Raw genomic sequence first — 15,750 nt, forward strand, 5'->3', positions numbered from 1 at the left:
GGGACCATTTGCGCAGGCCCCGGCACTTCGACGCGCGCCCATCCGGAGTATCCCGGTAGCGTCCGGGATGCTCGCGAGCGAGCCGGGGTGAAGCAGGCCGCCCTCGTCGGATGCAACGGCGGAGGGATCCCTGTGCGCCCCACGACCGTCCCCTTCCCCGGCGCGCGCCCGTGAGCCGCGAGGTGCTCGCCGAGCCCGACGGGCAGGCGACCGCGAGCGAGTACATCGGGCTGATGCCCGCGCTCCACCGGTACGCGTCGCTGCCCGCCGACCACCCGCACCGCGCGCGCCTGCGCGAACAGCTGGCGCTGGGCTTCCTGCCGGTCGTGCGGCACGTCGCGGCCCGGCTCGCGCGCGGCTACCCGGGCGGGCTCGAGGACCTGGTGCAGGTCGGCACGGTCGGCCTGCTGAGCGCGCTGGACCGCTGGGACCCGGAGCTGGCCCGCGGCGAGTTCCTCGGCTACCTCATCCCGTGCGTGCGTGGGGAGATCCTGCGCTACTTCCGGGACCGGACCTGGACGATGCGGGTACCGCGCCGGCTCAAGGACCTGACGGTGTCGATCCGGCAGGTCACCGGCCCGCTCTCGCAGCAGCTGGGGCGCGCCCCGCGGCCGAGCGAGCTCGCCGCGCACCTCGACGCCCCCGTGGACGAGGTGATCGAGGCCCTCGACGCCGAGGCCAACCAGCACTCCGGGTCGCTCGACGCCGTGCTCGGCGAGGACGACGCCGACAACCCGATCACGAACCGGCTCGGCGGGCTCGACCGCGCGCTCGACCTCGTCGAGTACCGGCACGCGCTGCGGCCGCTGCTGGACCGGCTCCCCGAGCGGGAGCGCACGATCCTGCTGCTCCGGTTCTTCGGCGAGATGACCCAGACGCAGATCGCCGAGCGCATCGGGATCTCGCAGATGCACGTGTCGCGACTGCTCTCCCGCACGCTGCGGTGGCTGCGGGACGAGCTGCTCGACGACGCCGCCGACGTCCCGGGGTGAGCCGGGCCGGCCGCAGTGTCCCCGCGGCCGGCGGCGGGGTCACTCCTTGTTCAGCTTGTCCTGGGCGAGGCCGGCGGCCTTCTCCATGGTGTTGGGCAGCTCGGTGGTGCCGTAGAAGCGGCTGTCCGGGTGCGTGGGCGGCGGCATCGGGACCGACGACGTCGGGCCCTCGTGGTAGGTGAACTCCCCGTTGCCGTCCGGGCTGGGGCCCTTGGCCCAGCGGCCCTCGCCGGCCTGGGCGCCGTCGGAGAAGTTGAGGTACTGGTAGGAGAACTCGGTCGCCTCCTTGCCCTGCGGGAAGTTGCTCGGCACCGGCAGCTTCTCCGCGCCCTCCTCCTTGAGCTCCTCGGCCGCGGCCAGCCACATGTTCTGGTGCATCGTGTCGCGGGCGAGCAGGAACGACAGCAGGTCGCGGATGCCCGGGTCGTCGGTCATGTGGTAGAGCCGGGCGACCTGCAGGCGGCCCTGCATCTCCGCGTTGGCGTTGGCCTGGAAGTCGGCGAGCAGGTTGCCGCTGGCGGTGATGAAGCTGCCCTGCCAGGGGTTGCCGTTGCTGTCGACGGGCCGGGCACCCGCGCCGGCGACGATGGCGTGCTGGACGTCCGTGCCGCCGATGACCGCGGCGACCGTCGGGTCGTCCTGCACGGCGTCGGAGGTGATGCCCAGCGGTGCCTTCTCCAGCAGCTGGGCGATCATCGTGGCCAGCATCTCGACGTGCCCGATCTCCTCGGAGGCGATGCCGAAGACCAGGTCGCGGTACTTGCCGGGGGTGTGCATGTTCCAGCCCTGGAACATGTACTGCATCGCGACGGTGATCTCCCCGTACTGCCCGCCCAGCACCTCCTGCAGCTTGCGGGCGTAGACCGCGTCGGGCTTCTCGGGGGTGGACTTGAACTGCAACTCCTGACGGTGCAGGAACATGCGTGCTCCTCGGGGACTCCGGTGGTGCCGCCCGTGGGCGACGAGGACGCGCGGCGTGCGTGCGGCCGCGGCGGTGGCCGGCTCGGTGGCTCGACCGGCGGGCGGCGGATGCCCGGCGCCGGGTGTCGTAAACCGGTCGATTCGGTCGGATGCCGCCGGATTGGTCCCGTCCGGCCGGGGTAGCCGCGGCCCGGACGCGAACCACCACCACGAGGAGACACCCATGACCGAGACCGTCGCGCGGGACGACGTGCCGGCCGGCGCCGACGTCGTCGACGAGCTGACCCGCGACCACCACGAGGTACTGGACCTGCTGGAGCGCATCACGGCCACGCGGGACGCGAAGGAGCGCCGCGACCTCGCGGACACCGCGATCGCCGAGGTGGTGCGGCACTCGGTGGCCGAGGAGATGTACGTCTACCCGGCCATGTCCGACGCGCTGGAGCACGGCGGCGACACCGTCGAGCACGACAAGGAAGAGCACAACAAGCTCGAGCGGATCATGAAGGACCTCGAGGGCGTCGACGGCGACGACGCACGGTTCGACGTGCTCGTCGGCGACATGACGCGGGCCCTGCGCCACCACGCCGAGGACGAGGAGACCGAGCAGTTCCCGAAGATGCGCGAGCGGATCCCGCAGGAGACGCTCGTGGAGCTGCGGCGCAAGGTCGAGGCGGCGAAGAAGGTCGCGCCGACCCGCCCGCACCCCGACGCGCCGAACGCGGAGCTGTTCCACAAGATGGCGGGCCCGGGCGTCGGTCTCGTCGACCGGCTCCGCGACCGGCTCACCAACCGATCGACAGGCTGACCCGGGCGGACCGCCGGCCCTGCCGAACGGACGACCGGGCCGGGGGACTCCGCCGCCCGGGCGCCGCTACGCGCCCGGGCGTCGGTCAGCCGCCCAGCTCGGCGCGCAGGTGGGCAAGCGTGCGGGCGAGCAGCCGGGAGACGTGCATCTGCGAGATGCCGACCTTCTCGGCGATCTGCGTCTGAGTGTGCTCGCCGTAGAAGCGCAGCAGCAAAATCGTGCGCTCGCGCTCGGGCAGGGCCGCGACGAGCCGGCGCAGGTCGCCCCGTTGGTCGACGAGGTCGAGCGCGGCGTCGGCCGCGCCGAGCCGGTCCGCGGGGGTGAACCCCGTCTCGGACTCGGGCTCGTCGAGGCTGTCCGCGCGGTGGCCGGCCAGGGCGTCGAGGGCCTCGACGACGTCGTCGAGCGACCGGTCGAGCTCGGCGGCGATCTCGCTGGGCCGCGGTGCGCGGCCCAGCCGCTGCGTCAGGTCGATGGTGGCGCGGTTGACCGAGACCGTGAGGTCCTTGATAGCCCGCGGCACGCGCAGGGCCCAGGTGTGGTCGCGCAGGTGGCGGAGCATGGAGCCGCGGATGCTGGGGACGAGGTAGGCAAGCGGCCCGCCCGTCGTCTCGTCCGGGTCGTAGTTGTCGACGGCCCGGATCAGCCCGACGACGCCGGCCTGCTCCAGGTCCTCCGCCGGGGCGGAGCTCGCGTACCGCCGGGCGATGTTGCGCACCAACGGGAGGAACTGGGTGATGAGGTACTCGCGTCGCGCTCCGTGCTCCGGGTCGTCGGGGGCGGAGGCGGCGTGCTTGCGCAGCAGGGGTTCCAGGTCGTCGTAGGCGTGCGGTCCGTCCCGGGCGTCGGCCGGGCCGCTGCCCGGCTGCATGAAGGTCGTGGTGGGCACGGGCTCGCCTACCCGGGTGGTCCGGGGGAAAACGAATCAGGCCCCCGCACTCGGCGAGCGGCGATGTCGGCCCGCACGTTGCGGACGGGCGCCCGGGCGGGGAAGGTGGCGGGGAAACCCCGCGCGACACCGTGACCGGAGGACAGCCATGCGGGACGAGGCGCTGCTGGGCACGGACGTCGCCGAGGCTTCCGGGGTGTGTCTGCTGGCCGTCCACGGGGTCCTCGGCGTCCGCACCGCGCCGCAGCTCGACCGCGTCCTGCGCAAGCAGCTGCTGGACCGCGGCCGGGTGCTGGTCGACGTGTCCGGGCTCGACCTGTCGTCCACCGCGGTCCTGGCCTCCTTCCCGGCCGCGCTGGCGGCCACCGGCGGATGGCCCGCCTCACGAATGGTGGTGTTCGGGCGGGATTGTCCCGTCGTCGAGGGTATGTGGCAGGCGGGACGGCACCGGGAGGTGCCCGTCGCCGGTGACCTCGCCGAGGCCTCGGTCCTGCTCGAGCGGCGCCCCGCGCGGGTGCGCCGGACCATCGACCTGCCCCACGGACCGGAGGCGGCGCCCTTCGCGCGCCTGATGCTGCGGTCGGCATGTGAGGACTGGGAGATCCCGGGCGACGCCGCGGACCGGGCCTCGATCGTGGTGAACGAGCTGGTCACCAACGCCGTGCAGCACACGACGGGACCGGGAGACCTGAGCCTCGCCCACTCCCGGCGCGGGCTGTGGATCTCGGTGCGCGACGGCTCGTCCGCCCGGCCGGTCCTGACCGTCGAGGCGGAAGGGCTCGGCCTGCGCGCCGTCGCCGAGCTGAGCCGGACCTGGGGCGTCACGCCCCTGCAGACCGGCAAGTCCGTGTGGGCGCTCGTGAGCGACGAGCCATTCTGACGCGGCGCAGATCCGTTCCGGATGGGAGGCATCATCTCGTGAACCCGGGGTACCCGGACCGTTTCACGGATCCCGACGGGCTCCCGGAAGCTTCACGACGATCACAGGGGGCGGACATGCCCCGGCGCGGGCTCACCAGCCGGATCGACGACGGACCGGTCCCGGTCCTCGTCCTCGCCGGACCGCTGACCCTGGCCACCGCCGTCGACGTCGAGGTGCATGTCCGCAAGCTGCTGATGGACCGCGGTTCGCTGCTGGTCGACGTGCGCGACCTCGAACCGGTCGTCCCCTCGCTGGTGGCCCTCTTCACCAGCACCCTGTCGGGGGCGGGCGGCTGGCCCGCCGCGCGGCTCGTGCTCGTCGCGCCCTCCGAGCCGCTCGCCGTCGCGCTGGGGCGCAGCGGAGTGGTCCGGGAGATCGGCGTGGCCGCGAACCGCGGCCAGGGGCTGACGCTGCTGGGGCGCCGGCCGGCCCGCGTCCGACGGCGGACCGAGCTGCCAGACACCGCGGTCGCGGTGCGTTACGCGCGGGCCCTGGTGCGGGAGGCCTGCCGCGAGTGGGAGCTGACCGGCGGGATCCCCGCCCGGGCCGAGCTGGTGGCGGACGAGCTGGTGGCCAACGCGGTCGTGCACGGCGGCGGGCGGCGGACGTTGCTGCTGACCCTGGACGGCCCCGGGTTGCGCGTCGGGGTGCGGGACGAGGGGGCGGGCGCGCCCGACCCGGAGTCCGCCGCCGGACAGGGGCTGCACGTGGTCGCCGAGCTGTCCGACGGCTGGGGCACGAGCCGGCACGCCGTGGGCAAGACCGTCTGGGCGCTGCTCCGCGCCTTCTGACGCCCCTTCCGACCCGCCTTCGACGCGCCCGACGACACCGCAGTCCGACGGCCCGGTCAGCCCGGGTCCGGGAGCCGACTGGTGGCGGCCTCCTCGAAGGCCCGGGCCGCGGCCGAGCGGGCCTCGAAGGCGGCCTGCCGATGCCGCTCGGCGCCGTCGAGGTCACCGGCGGCCGTCAACGTGCGAACCGCGTTCTCGTGGCTCTCAGCGGAGAGCAGGTGCCGGCGGGCCGACCGCTCGTGGGCGGTCACCGCGTGCCGCCGGGCCGTCAGGGCCCGCTCCTCCGCGGATTCGACGTCGGCGAGCGAGGAGCCTCGACGCCCGCGCGCCGCGATCTCGCGCCGGCGCGCCCGGAGCTGTTCGAGCCGCTCGTCGATCTCGGCGCGACGGCGCTCCACCGCAGCCATGTACTCGGCCTCGTCCCCGGTCACGCCCGCTCCTGCCGCGTCGACGGGCCGCTAGCGGGCCGGAGCGCCCTCGGCGCCCGCCGACTCCTCCATCGTGAGGATGGCGCCGACCACCGAGCCGCCGTCGCCCCGCAGCGGGCTGGCGATCACGCGCACGTCGATGCTGCGGCCGCGTCGGTTGATCGCGGGAAGGGTGACCTCCTGCGGACCGTCCTCGCCTGCAAGCGTACTGCGGACGACCGGCCTCACCAGGTCCAGCGGCAGGCCGATGTCGAGGTTCAGGAAGTGCTGGCCCACGGCCTCGTCCCGGCGCAGCCCCCACAGCTCCTCGGCCTGGTGGTTCCAGACCTGCACGTGCAGCTCGGTCCCCACGACCACGACGCCGGCCCGCAGGCTGGTCAGGATGGTCTCCAGGAAGTCGTTGGTCCGGTCGAGCTCACCGGTGCGGTCCTGCAGCTCGTCGTTGATGGTCTGGAGCTCGTCGTTGGTCGACTGGAGCTCCTCGTTCATCGTCTCGAGCTCCTCGTTGGTGGACTGGAGCTCCTCGTTGGTGGTCTCCAGCTCCTCGACCGTGGACTGCAGCTCCTCGTTGGTGGTCTCGAGCTCCTCGTTGGTGGACTGGAGCTCCTCGTAGGCCGTCTCGAGCTGGCGGTTGGCCTGCTCGAGCTCGTCCTGCAGCCGCCGGAAGTCGGTGACGTCGTGGAAGGCGACGCTCACCCCCAGCACCTCGGTTCCGGACCCGACCAGCGGGCTGACCTGCACCTCGAGGTTCATCGCCTCGGGCCCGCGGTGGTAGGTGACGTCGGTGACCCGGACCGTGCGCCGCTCGGTCTGCGCCTTCTCGATGTGCCGGCGCAGCTCCAGCGGGCGGTAGGAGAGCTCCAGGTCGCGGAAGGGCCGGCCGACGTCCCGCGTCGAGACGCCGAACAGCACCTCGGCCTGCCGGTTGACCACGGCGATCACGCCGTCGTCGGTGACCACGACCTGGGCCAGCGGGGAGGCGAGCACGGCCTCGTTGCGCAGGACGTCCAGACCGGTGAGCGGCGGCCGGCCGGTCGGGGGCGGGGCGTCGGCGAACAGGGTGCCGTTCTGCGGCGCCGCCCGCGGCGCCTTGCGGAAGGTACGGCGCTTGAGGTCGATCGGCAGGAACAGCGCGCCGTGGCTGAGCAGCATCTCGGCCTTGCCGAGGAACAGCACGCCGGGCTCGGAGAGCGCGAAGTGGAAGCGGGTCAGGATGCGGGCCTGGGTCTCCGCGTTGAAGTACATCAGGGTGTTGCGGCAGACCAGCAGGTCGATGCGGGAGATCGGGGCGTCCTGCACCAGGTCGTTGCGACCGAAGATCACCGAGCGGCGCAGGTCCTTGCGGAAGGCGAAGCGGCCCCCGGTCTGCTCGAAGTACTTCTCCAGCAGCTCGGGCGGGATGCCGCGGACCTCGCGGTCCGAGTAGGTGCCGTGCCGGGCGTGGGTGAGGGCCTCCTCGTCCACGTCCGTGGCGTAGATCTTCACGCGGTCGCGGAACTCCGTGGTACCGAGCATCTCGGCCAGCACGATCGCGAGGGTGTAGGCCTCCTCGCCGGAGGCACAGCCTGCGCTCCACACCCGCAGCGGCTCGGTGGGACCCTTGGTGGCCAGCAGCGCCGGCAGCACCTCGGCGCGCAGGTACTCCCAGGCCTCGGGGTCGCGGAAGAACCCGGTGACGTTGATCAGGATGGTGTTGAAGAGCGCCGTGAACTCCTCGGCGTGCAGCTCGAGGTAGTCCAGGTACTCGGCGTAGTCCGGGACGCCGACCTGCGACATCCGCCGGTCGACCCGGCGGATGAGACTCGACCGCTTGTAGCCCGTGAAGTCGAAGCCGCGGCTCACCTTCAGATGCTGGAGCAGGGCCTCGAAGGCCGGATCCGGCTGGGACAACGACTTCTCTCCCGCTCCCCTCGGGGGTGCGCCACGGGGCGGGGCGCGCCGGGAGCCTAACCGATCCCGGGCCCTCCGCCGCTCATCCCTCCGGCAGGTCGCGGGTGAGCATCCGGCGCAACAACGAGGCCTCCGAACCTGTCCGTTCGGCCTTGTGCCGGTGGGACCGGGCAGCGTGCATCCGGTTGGTCGCGTCGGCGGTGTCGGCGAGCCAACGCTGCAGCGCCGCCTTCTCCTCCAGCGCCCGCAGCGCCGCCCACAGCACGACCTCGACGCCGTCGGACTGCTCGGCGGCGAGACTGCCGGGGGACCAGGCGTGACCGACCCGGCAGCGGAAGCGCGGGGAGGGCTCGCCCTCGAGCCGGAACAGCACCCCGTCGCAGTCGGGGCAGGACAGGGGCGAGGGCTCGCCCAGCTCGATCTGCGGGGCGGTCCCGGGCACGGTGTCGGCGATGTCGGCCTCCTCGGCGGCGAGCGGGTCCGCCGGGTCGGCCGGGTCCGCGTCGGCGGGGTCGTCGAGCAGGTCCTGGAGCAGCTCGGCGACCGCGGCCCCGAGCTTCCCCGCGGGCAGGGCGCGGGCTCCCGGTACGTGGTCGAGCGCGCTCTGCGGCATGCCGGGGTACAGCGCCTCCGTGGGCTCCTGGACCAGGGCGGCGCCGCCCTGGCGCGCGAGCACGGCGAGGCCCGCGGTGCCGTCGTCCCGGTTGCCGGACAACACGATCCCCACGGCGTGCGGCCCGAAGTCGACCGCCGCGGAACGGAAGAGCGGGTCGATCGAGGGCCGGTGCCCGTTCTCCCGCGGCCCGCGCGAGAGGTGCAGGTGCCCGTCGGCGACGAGGACGTGGTGGTCGGCGGGTGCGGTGAAGATCCGGCCGGGTTCCAGGCGCATCCCGTGCCGCGCGGTCACCGCCGGCAGCGGCCCGGCCCGGCCGAGGATCGCGGCGAGCGCACTGGGTGCGTCGCTCGGGATGTGCAGCACCACGACGACCGCCGCGGGCAGGTCCACCGGCAGCGCGGCGGCGAACGCCCGCAGCGCCTCCACCCCGCCGGCCGAGGCCCCGACCACCACCACGTCCGTCACCGCGGCCGCGTGCCGGGGCGCGGGCACCTCACCCGGGTGGTGGGCGTGCGGGCCGGCCACGCGGCCCACCGGTCCGTCCGGGAACGGTCCGGCCGCGGACACGTCCGGCACGGGAACCGCCTCTCGAGCGTCGGGCGGGCCCGGGTGTCCGGGCCTCGTCGAACGGTACCCCCTTCCCGGTCCACCGAATCGTCCGCCGGGCGGTTGGACCTGCGCGGGCCGGGAACACCGCACGGATGGCCGCCGACCCGCTGCTCGTTCTCGGCGCCTCCGCGGGGGGCGTCGAGGCGCTCATCGACCTGGTCGCCGGCCTGCCCGCCGACCTCCCCGCCGCCGTCCTCGTCACCGTGCACACCGGGGACCGGCCGCACAGCACACTGCCGCGGGTCCTCACCCGGGCCGGCCCGCTGCCGGCCGCCCAGGCGACGGACGGGGAGCCGCTGCGGGCGGGCCGGATCCTCGTGGCCCCACCGGACCGGCACCTGCTCGTGGGCCGCGACGGGGCGGTGGACACCGCGGTGCTCAGCGCGGGGCCGAAGGTGAACCGGCACCGCCCCGCCGTCGACGCGATGTTCGCCTCGGCCGCGCGGGCGCGGGGGCCCCGGGTGGTGGCGGCGGTGCTCTCCGGTGCCCTCGACGACGGCGCGGTGGGCGCCGCGCTCGTCGACCGGGCAGGCGGCCGGGTCCTCGTCCAGGATCCGGTGGACGCCCTCTTCGACTCGATGCCGCGGGCCGCGGCGGCGGCCGTCCCGGACGCCCGGGCGGCGCCCGCGGCCGTGCTCGGCCGGCTGCTCACGACGACGGTGCAGGAGCTTCCCCTGGGGGGTGACATCATGGCCGACACGCCGCCGGTACCGGCGGACGACGACGGGATGGCCAGGAGCCGGGACCCGGTCTTCCTGCGGCCGGACGAGACCACGGCCACCCGCATGGCGTGCCCCGAGTGCGGGGGCGGGCTGGCCCGGATCGACCTGCCGCGCATCGGCTACTTCCGCTGCCACGTGGGACACCAGTACAGCCCGCGCTCGCTCGAGGCCGCCCAGCGGGAGGCCGCCGAGGCGAAGCTGTGGACGGCGATCGCCGCGCTCGAGGAGCACGCCGCGCTGGCACGCTACCTGGACGAGGGGGCCGGGCCGGACCTCGACGCCGGGGAGGCCTACACCCGCGCCGCCGAGCACTCCGCGGAGCTGGCGCGGCTGGTGCGGGCGCGGCTCACGCGCGGCCGCGGCGCATGAGCCGCGGGGCTCAGCCCGGGCCGCCCGCCACGACCCGCCTCGCGAGCTCGACGAGCTTGGTGTTGGTGTTGCGGGAGATGTCCCGCAGCATCTCGAACGCGGCCCCTTCGTCGACGCCGTAGGCGTGCATGAGCACGCCCTTGGCCTGCCCGATGACGTCCCGGCTGCCCAGGGCCCGGGCCAGGTTGTCCGTCTGCAGGGCACCGGCGAGGGCCACGGCCGCCTGCGCCGCGCACAGCCGTCCGCGGACCATCTCGTCCGCGCCGAACACGCCGGGCGCGGGGGCGAGCAGTACCAGGGCGGCCGCGGGCCGTCCCGGGCCGGCGACCAGCGGGAAGGCCGCCGCCGAACGGAACCCGAGTCGGGACGCCGGACCGGCGAACCCCGGCCACCGCGCGAGGGGCCCGGCCGCGTCGAGGTCGTCGGCCACCACCGGCGCGGCGTCGCGGAGCGCGTCGGGACCCGGGCCCTCGCCCAGCCGGGCCTGCAGCGCGCAGGCCAGCTCGGCGGGCGGGTCCGTGACGGCGCGGACGGACGGCCCGGCCGCCCCGTTCGCGAGCAGGAGGCCGCCGTGCGGCGCCGCGGGCACCGCGCGCCGGACCGCCTCGACCGCGGCGGTGCACACCCCGTCGGTGCCGCGCGCGGCCAGCAGGGCGCCGGCGGTCTCCTCGAGCACGTCGGTCAGGTCGGGTGCCGGCCGGTCGTGCGTCCCGGGCGCGGGTTCGGCGGTGTACCGGAGCAACGCGTGGGAGTCCTGGCGGACCTGTGCGACGCGCCGGTGCAGGTCGCCGAACCGCTCGGACAGCTCTGCGTGCCGGCGCCGCAGCTCCGCCGCGCGAGCCCGGGTGAGCCGTGCCGCGGCGAGCCGCACCGCCCGGTTCTCCTGCGCCTCCGGGCCGGTGCCGCGGACCGGGCTGCGCCGCGACCCGGTGACCGATCCGGGGATCGAGACCGGGTCCGGGCCGGAGCCGTCCGCCGCACCGTCGCCGTTCGCATCGTCGCGGGCCTCCGCGCACGCGGGCGCACCCACGCTCCGCAGCTCCTCGTCGAGCACCCCGAGGGTGCGCTCGACCAGGTCGAAGGCCTGCGCCAGCTCCGCCCACAGCACGGGTGCGTCGGCCGTCCCACCGTCCGGCACGCGGTCCCCCCTCTCCTCGACCCGCCGCCGTCCCGACGCTAGCGCCGAGCGCCCGCACCGGCCATCGGAGCCGAGGTGGTGACGGCCGGCCGCCCGGCGGCTCAGCCCTCGTGGAACCGGCGCCGCACCACGGCGGGCACCACGCCCCACAGCACGCCCAGCAGGGCCAGCGCCGCGAGGCCGGCGACGAGCCCCGCCACGGCCCCGAGGACCACGTCGAAGATCAGCCCGACGACCCCGACGACGGCCAGCCCGAGCGTCGCGAGCCCCGCGATGGCGAACCGCTGGCTCGCCTGCACGAGCGGCCGACGCGCGTGCAGGCGGAACAGCACCCGGTGCAGCATCACGGGCGCGATCAGCACGCCGGTGGCGATCACCGACAGCGAGGTCGTGACCAGGTAGATCACGCGCTGGTTGGTGGAGAGCTCGGCGAACCGGCTCTGGAAGGGGACGGTCAGCAGCAGTCCGGTGAGCAGCTGGACCCCGGTCTGCGACACCCGCAGCTCCTGCAGCAGGTCGGCCCAGTTCCGGTCCAGCCGCTCGGTCGGGGTCTCCCTCCGCTCACGGAGGTCCCACGCGGCGTCGTCGTCCATCCCGTCGTCGACGTCGGGGTCCGTGGGGTCCTTCGGCTCGGTGGGGGAGTCGGGGCGTTCGGGATCCACGGACCACCTCCGCTGCGTACGCTGGGAGCAGAGCGTGCCACGGGCGCCCCCCGTTTCGGCAGGGCCGCGAGGGGTATCGGCCCCGCAGGTCGAACGACCGCCGGCACCGTCCCCGAACCACCGCGAGGCACGACATCCCATGAGCGCACAGCAGACTCCCGACGACATCGCCGCGACGATCGCGGAGCGTGCCTCGGCGGCCGGCCGCACCGTCGCCGTCGCCGAGTCGCTGACCGGGGGCATGGTCGCCTCCGCCCTGGCCCGGGCGGAGGGCGCCGCGGAGTGGTTCCGCGGCTCGATCGTGGCCTACTCCAGCGAGGTCAAGCACGACCTGCTGCAGGTCCCGGAGGGACCGGTGGTGAGCGAGCCCGCGGCCCGGACCATGGCCGGACGGGTGCGCGAGCTGCTGGGCGCCGACCTCGCCGTCGCGCTGACCGGCTCCGGCGGCCCGGACCCGCAGGACGGCCAGCCGCCGGGCACCGTCTACATGGCGGTGGCCGGCGAGCCCGGCGGCGAGGAGGTGCTCCGCCTCGACCTCGAGGGCGAGCCGGCCGACATCTGCGGCGCCGCGGCGAAGGCGGCCCTCGAGCTCATCGCCGCCCGGCTGGAGAGCGAGCAGGACCGCGAGCAGGACAGCGGGCAGCCGGTCGCCGCCGGGCGGGGCGGCACGGGATGACCGACGGCCCCGCCGGAACCCTCACGGGCACGCCGACGCCGGCGCAGCGGCTGTTGCAGGTCCGCACGATCTACGCCGAGCCCGCGGCGCGCGACTCCCCGCGCGGCCGGCAGGTGCTGGAGCGGTTCCCGGGCGCGGAGATCATCGAGGTGCCGTCGCACTGGCAGATCCCGGAGCTGCACGGCAACGCCGGCAACGTCGACCGCTGGGTCCGGGTCAAGACCGAGACGCTCGTGCTGGGCGTGAAGAAGTCGCTGAGCGCGCGGCCCAACGGCCGGTCGTCGGACTTCATCGCGCCCTCCACCGCCAACGGCTGCGCGATGGCCTGCGCCTACTGCTACGTGCCGCGGCGCAAGGGCTACGCCAACCCGATCACGGTGTTCACCAACATCGAGCGGATCACGAAGTACCTGCGCGGGCACGTGTCGCGCCAGGGCCCCAAGCCCGAGCCGAACCAGGTCGACCCGCACGCCTGGGTCTACGACGTCGGCGAGAGCTCGGACGTCTCGGTCGACGCGCTGGTCAGCGACAACGTCGCCGACCTGGTCGCGACGTTCCGCGACCTGCCCACGGCCAAGGCCAGCTTCGCCACCAAGTTCGTCAACCGCGAGCTGCTCGACCTCGACCCGCGGGGCCGCACCCGGGTCCGCTTCTCGCTCATGCCCGAGCGGGACTCGAAGCTGCTCGACGTGCGCACGAGCCCGGTCGCGGAGCGGATCGCGGCGATCGACGACTTCGTGGCCGCGGGGTACGAGGTGCACCTCAACCTCTCGCCGATCGTGCTGCGCGAGGGCTGGGAGCGGGACTGGGCGGAGCTGCTCGTCCGGCTCGACGACGAGCTCGGCGCGGCGTTCAAGGAGCAGGCCGCCGCGGAGATCATCATGCTGACCCACAACCGCGAGCTGCACGAGGTCAACCTGGGCTGGCACCCGAAGGCCGAGGACGTGCTGTGGCGGCCCGAGCTGCAGCAGGCCAAGCGCAGCGAGAGCGGGATGTGGAACGTCCGGTACCGCAACGTGCCCAAGCGGGAGGGCGTGCAGGCCGTCACCGACCTCATCGCCCGACACGCGCCGTGGCTGCGGGTGCGGTACGCCTTCTGAGGGGGACCGCGCGCGGAGGAGGTCGCTGATGACCGTCGAGACCGGCCGACCGGTGGACCACGGCCTGTTCGGGCCGGAGTCGGTGACCTGGCGGGTGCACCTGGAGCCCGTGATGTGGGTCGCGGGGATGCGCGCGCTGCTGCTGCAGTCCCTGCACCCGTGGGTGATGCGCGGGACCTACCAGAACAGCGCACTGTTCGACCCCGCCAAGGCGTGGCCGCGGTTCCAGCGGACCGTGGAGTTCGTGGGTACCCGGACCTTCGGCTCGCGGGCCGAGGTGGAGATCGCCGGCGCCCGGGTGCGGCGGCTGCACCACCGGCTGCGCGGGGTCGACCCGGAGAGCGGCCGGCGGTTCCCGATCGACGCGCCGGAGGGCCTGCTCTGGGTGCACTGCGGCGAGATCGACTCCTACGTCGACGTCGCCCGCCGGGCCGGGATCGTCACCGTCGCGGAGGCCGACGCGTACGTGGCCGAGAGCGTGCGGGCCGCCGAGGTCATCGGGCTGGATCCGGCGGTCGTGCCGGCGTCGCGCACGGAGCTCGCGGAGTACTTCGCGCGGATGCGGCCCCGGCTGCGCGTCACGGACGAGGCGCGGATCGCCGTCGGCGGGCTCCTCGCCCCGCCCGTCCCGCCCGGCGAGGCGCCGGCCTGGACCCGCGCCGCGATCTCGGCCACGGCCACCGCCGCGCTGGCCACGCTGCCCCGGTGGGCCCGCCGGATGTACGGGCTGCCCGGCCTGCCGACGACCGACCTGGCCGCGTCCGCGCTGCTGGTCGGCCTGCGCCGGGCCACCGACCTGCTGCCCGACCCGCCCGCGCCGCCCGAGGTCCGCGAGGCGCGCCGGCTCGTCCACGAGGCCCGGGCGGCCCGCGGTGTGAGAGGTGCGGTGTGAGAAGGCGCGGCGCGCGGGGTATCGCCCCGTCGACCGTTCGGACGCACACCGGGAGGACACGATGAGCGAGTTCGCGAAGGGCGACAAGGTCCGCTGGAAGAGCCACGGCGGCTGGGCCGAGGGCGAGGTGCTCAAGAAGATCACCGAGGACACCGAGGCCGCCGGGCGCACCGTGCGGGCGTCGAAGGACGAGCCGCAGTACCTCGTGCGCAGCGAGAAGAGCGACAGCGAGGCCGTCCACAAGCCCGACGCCCTGGAGCCGTGCTGAGCGCTGCCGAGCGCTGCCGAGCGCTGCCGACCGGGCCGGGCGCCGGTTGGCCGGGGGCGGGGCGGGTAGCCGACGGGCATGTCGACCCGAGAACTCGCCCTCGTCACCGGCGCCTCCAGCGGCATCGGGCTGGAGCTCGCGCGTGAGCTCGCCCGCCGGGGCTACGACCTCGTCGTCACCGCCGAGGACGCGGCCCTCGAGACCGCCGCGGGGAAGATCCGCGAGGCCGGCGACGGGACGGACGTCACCACCGTGCACGCGGACCTGCGGCGCCGCGAGGGCGTCGAGGAGGTGTGGGCGGCCGTCGGCCAGACGGGCCGCCCGCTGGCCGTCGCCGCGCTCAACGCCGGCCTCGGCCTCGGCGGCCCGTTCGTGGAGAACGACCTCGACGCCGAGCAGGACATCATCGACGTGAACGTCACCTCGACCGTGCGCCTGTCCAAGCACGTGCTGCGGGACATGGAGGCGCGGCACGCGGGCCGGGTGCTGATCACCTCGTCCATCGCGTCCCAGATGCCCGGGACCTACCAGGCCGTCTACAACGCCTCGAAGTCGTTCCTGCAGTCGTTCGCCGAGGCCGTGCGGGCCGAGCTCGAGGCCCGGGACAGCGGCGTCACCGTGACCTCGCTGATGCCCGGCCCCACCGAGACGAACTTCTTCCACCGCGCCGAGATGGACGACACGAAGGTCGGCGCCTCGGACAAGGACGACCCCGCGCAGGTGGCGCGGCAGGGCGTCGACGCGCTGCTGTCCGGGGACCAGAAGGTGGTCGCGGGCTCGCTGTCGACCAAGGCCCAGGCCCTGGCGAACGACGTGCTGCCGGACCGGTTGAAGGCCGGGGCGCACCGGAAGATGGCCGAGCCGGGCTCGGCCGAGAGCTGACCGGGGAGGAGAGCGACATGGCCGGGAAGCACGACGAGGCCGAGAAGATGCGCGACGACGTGCCGTCGACGATCGCGCGCTGTGAAGAGAATCGACCGCAGCCGGGCTACGCGGTCTTGTCGAGGGTGACCCGGTAGCCGAGGTTGTGGAGTTGGTGGATGAGCCGGTCGCGTTG

Annotated in this window: 17 protein-coding genes; 10 read left to right on the forward strand and 7 right to left on the reverse strand. The window is 74.5% G+C overall.

Annotated elements, in window-relative coordinates; genetic code table 11:
* Window positions 1–170: 170 nt before the first annotated feature.
* Window positions 171–992: a SigB/SigF/SigG family RNA polymerase sigma factor gene (locus PKE99_RS34310; protein WP_231498457.1), complete on the forward strand. Its 822-nt coding sequence runs from the start codon at window positions 171–173 to the stop codon at window positions 990–992.
* Between the two features lie 39 nt (window positions 993–1,031).
* Here the strand turns inward: PKE99_RS34310 and PKE99_RS34315 are convergent, their stop codons facing one another.
* On the reverse strand, window positions 1,032–1,913 hold the full coding sequence (locus tag PKE99_RS34315) for a manganese catalase (RefSeq protein ID WP_037053389.1): 882 nt from the start codon (window positions 1,911–1,913) through the stop codon (window positions 1,032–1,034).
* A gap of 223 nt (window positions 1,914–2,136) precedes the next feature.
* Between PKE99_RS34315 and PKE99_RS34320 the strand changes: the two genes are divergently transcribed.
* A complete protein-coding gene (locus tag PKE99_RS34320; protein ID WP_037053391.1) occupies window positions 2,137–2,721 on the forward strand; it encodes a hemerythrin domain-containing protein in 585 nt (194 codons plus the stop codon).
* A gap of 85 nt (window positions 2,722–2,806) precedes the next feature.
* Here the strand turns inward: PKE99_RS34320 and PKE99_RS34325 are convergent, their stop codons facing one another.
* Window positions 2,807–3,610, reverse strand: coding sequence for a sigma-70 family RNA polymerase sigma factor (locus PKE99_RS34325; RefSeq protein ID WP_231498463.1), 804 nt, complete (start codon window positions 3,608–3,610; stop codon window positions 2,807–2,809).
* A 148-nt stretch (window positions 3,611–3,758) separates the two neighbouring features.
* On the opposite strand from PKE99_RS34325, the gene PKE99_RS34330 reads away from it, so the two are divergent.
* Together PKE99_RS34330 and PKE99_RS34335 are read left to right on the forward strand one after the other, a co-directional pair.
* Window positions 3,759–4,490: an ATP-binding protein gene (locus PKE99_RS34330; protein WP_051738277.1), complete on the forward strand. Its 732-nt coding sequence runs from the start codon at window positions 3,759–3,761 to the stop codon at window positions 4,488–4,490.
* Window positions 4,491–4,606: 116 nt separating this feature from the next.
* The gene (locus PKE99_RS34335; protein WP_037053393.1) at window positions 4,607–5,323 is read left to right on the forward strand and encodes an ATP-binding protein; all 717 of its coding nucleotides are present in this window, start codon (window positions 4,607–4,609) and stop codon (window positions 5,321–5,323) included.
* A gap of 56 nt (window positions 5,324–5,379) precedes the next feature.
* Here the strand turns inward: PKE99_RS34335 and PKE99_RS34340 are convergent, their stop codons facing one another.
* The 3 genes from PKE99_RS34340 to PKE99_RS34350 form a co-directional block, all read right to left on the reverse strand.
* Entirely contained in the window at window positions 5,380–5,754 is a 375-nt protein-coding gene (locus tag PKE99_RS34340; RefSeq protein WP_051738278.1) for a hypothetical protein, read from the reverse strand.
* Window positions 5,755–5,781: 27 nt separating this feature from the next.
* Window positions 5,782–7,641 (reverse strand): CheR family methyltransferase, encoded by a 1,860-nt coding sequence (locus PKE99_RS34345; RefSeq protein ID WP_037053395.1) that lies wholly within the window; start codon window positions 7,639–7,641, stop codon window positions 5,782–5,784.
* A gap of 82 nt (window positions 7,642–7,723) precedes the next feature.
* Window positions 7,724–8,833 carry a chemotaxis protein CheB gene (locus PKE99_RS34350; protein ID WP_231498465.1) on the reverse strand — a complete coding sequence of 370 codons (1,110 nt, stop codon included), beginning with the start codon at window positions 8,831–8,833 and terminating at the stop codon, window positions 7,724–7,726.
* A 125-nt stretch (window positions 8,834–8,958) separates the two neighbouring features.
* Here PKE99_RS34350 and PKE99_RS34355 point away from each other — a divergent pair, with 125 nt between their 5' ends.
* Window positions 8,959–9,957: a chemotaxis protein CheB gene (locus tag PKE99_RS34355; RefSeq protein WP_037053401.1), complete on the forward strand. Its 999-nt coding sequence runs from the start codon at window positions 8,959–8,961 to the stop codon at window positions 9,955–9,957.
* A 10-nt stretch (window positions 9,958–9,967) separates the two neighbouring features.
* Here the strand turns inward: PKE99_RS34355 and PKE99_RS34360 are convergent, their stop codons facing one another.
* Both PKE99_RS34360 and PKE99_RS34365 read right to left on the reverse strand, forming a co-directional pair.
* Complete coding sequence (locus tag PKE99_RS34360; protein WP_051738279.1) at window positions 9,968–11,095, reverse strand: GAF and ANTAR domain-containing protein; 1,128 nt, start codon at window positions 11,093–11,095, stop codon at window positions 9,968–9,970.
* Between the two features lie 101 nt (window positions 11,096–11,196).
* Window positions 11,197–11,757 carry a DUF6328 family protein gene (locus PKE99_RS34365; protein ID WP_231498467.1) on the reverse strand — a complete coding sequence of 187 codons (561 nt, stop codon included), beginning with the start codon at window positions 11,755–11,757 and terminating at the stop codon, window positions 11,197–11,199.
* 139 nt (window positions 11,758–11,896) lie between these two features.
* Between PKE99_RS34365 and PKE99_RS34370 the strand changes: the two genes are divergently transcribed.
* The 5 genes from PKE99_RS34370 (at window position 11,897) to PKE99_RS34390 (ending at window position 15,575) form a co-directional block, all read left to right on the forward strand.
* Complete coding sequence (locus PKE99_RS34370; protein ID WP_037053405.1) at window positions 11,897–12,433, forward strand: CinA family protein; 537 nt, start codon at window positions 11,897–11,899, stop codon at window positions 12,431–12,433.
* The gene (locus PKE99_RS34375) at window positions 12,430–13,533 is read left to right on the forward strand and encodes a spore photoproduct lyase family protein (protein WP_037053407.1); all 1,104 of its coding nucleotides are present in this window, start codon (window positions 12,430–12,432) and stop codon (window positions 13,531–13,533) included. Before PKE99_RS34370 ends, PKE99_RS34375 begins: the two co-directional genes overlap by 4 nt.
* 28 nt (window positions 13,534–13,561) lie before the next feature.
* Entirely contained in the window at window positions 13,562–14,425 is an 864-nt protein-coding gene (locus PKE99_RS34380) for an oxygenase MpaB family protein (protein WP_037053408.1), read from the forward strand.
* A gap of 61 nt (window positions 14,426–14,486) precedes the next feature.
* Complete coding sequence (locus tag PKE99_RS34385; RefSeq protein WP_037053462.1) at window positions 14,487–14,693, forward strand: hypervirulence associated TUDOR domain-containing protein; 207 nt, start codon at window positions 14,487–14,489, stop codon at window positions 14,691–14,693.
* Between the two features lie 78 nt (window positions 14,694–14,771).
* On the forward strand, window positions 14,772–15,575 hold the full coding sequence (locus PKE99_RS34390) for an SDR family NAD(P)-dependent oxidoreductase (RefSeq protein ID WP_037053409.1): 804 nt from the start codon (window positions 14,772–14,774) through the stop codon (window positions 15,573–15,575).
* Window positions 15,576–15,750: the final 175 nt, after the last annotated feature.

Origin of the sequence: Pseudonocardia halophobica, assembly GCF_027922425.1 — a bacterium.
Taxonomy (GTDB): Bacteria; Actinomycetota; Actinomycetes; order Mycobacteriales; family Pseudonocardiaceae; genus Pseudonocardia; species Pseudonocardia halophobica.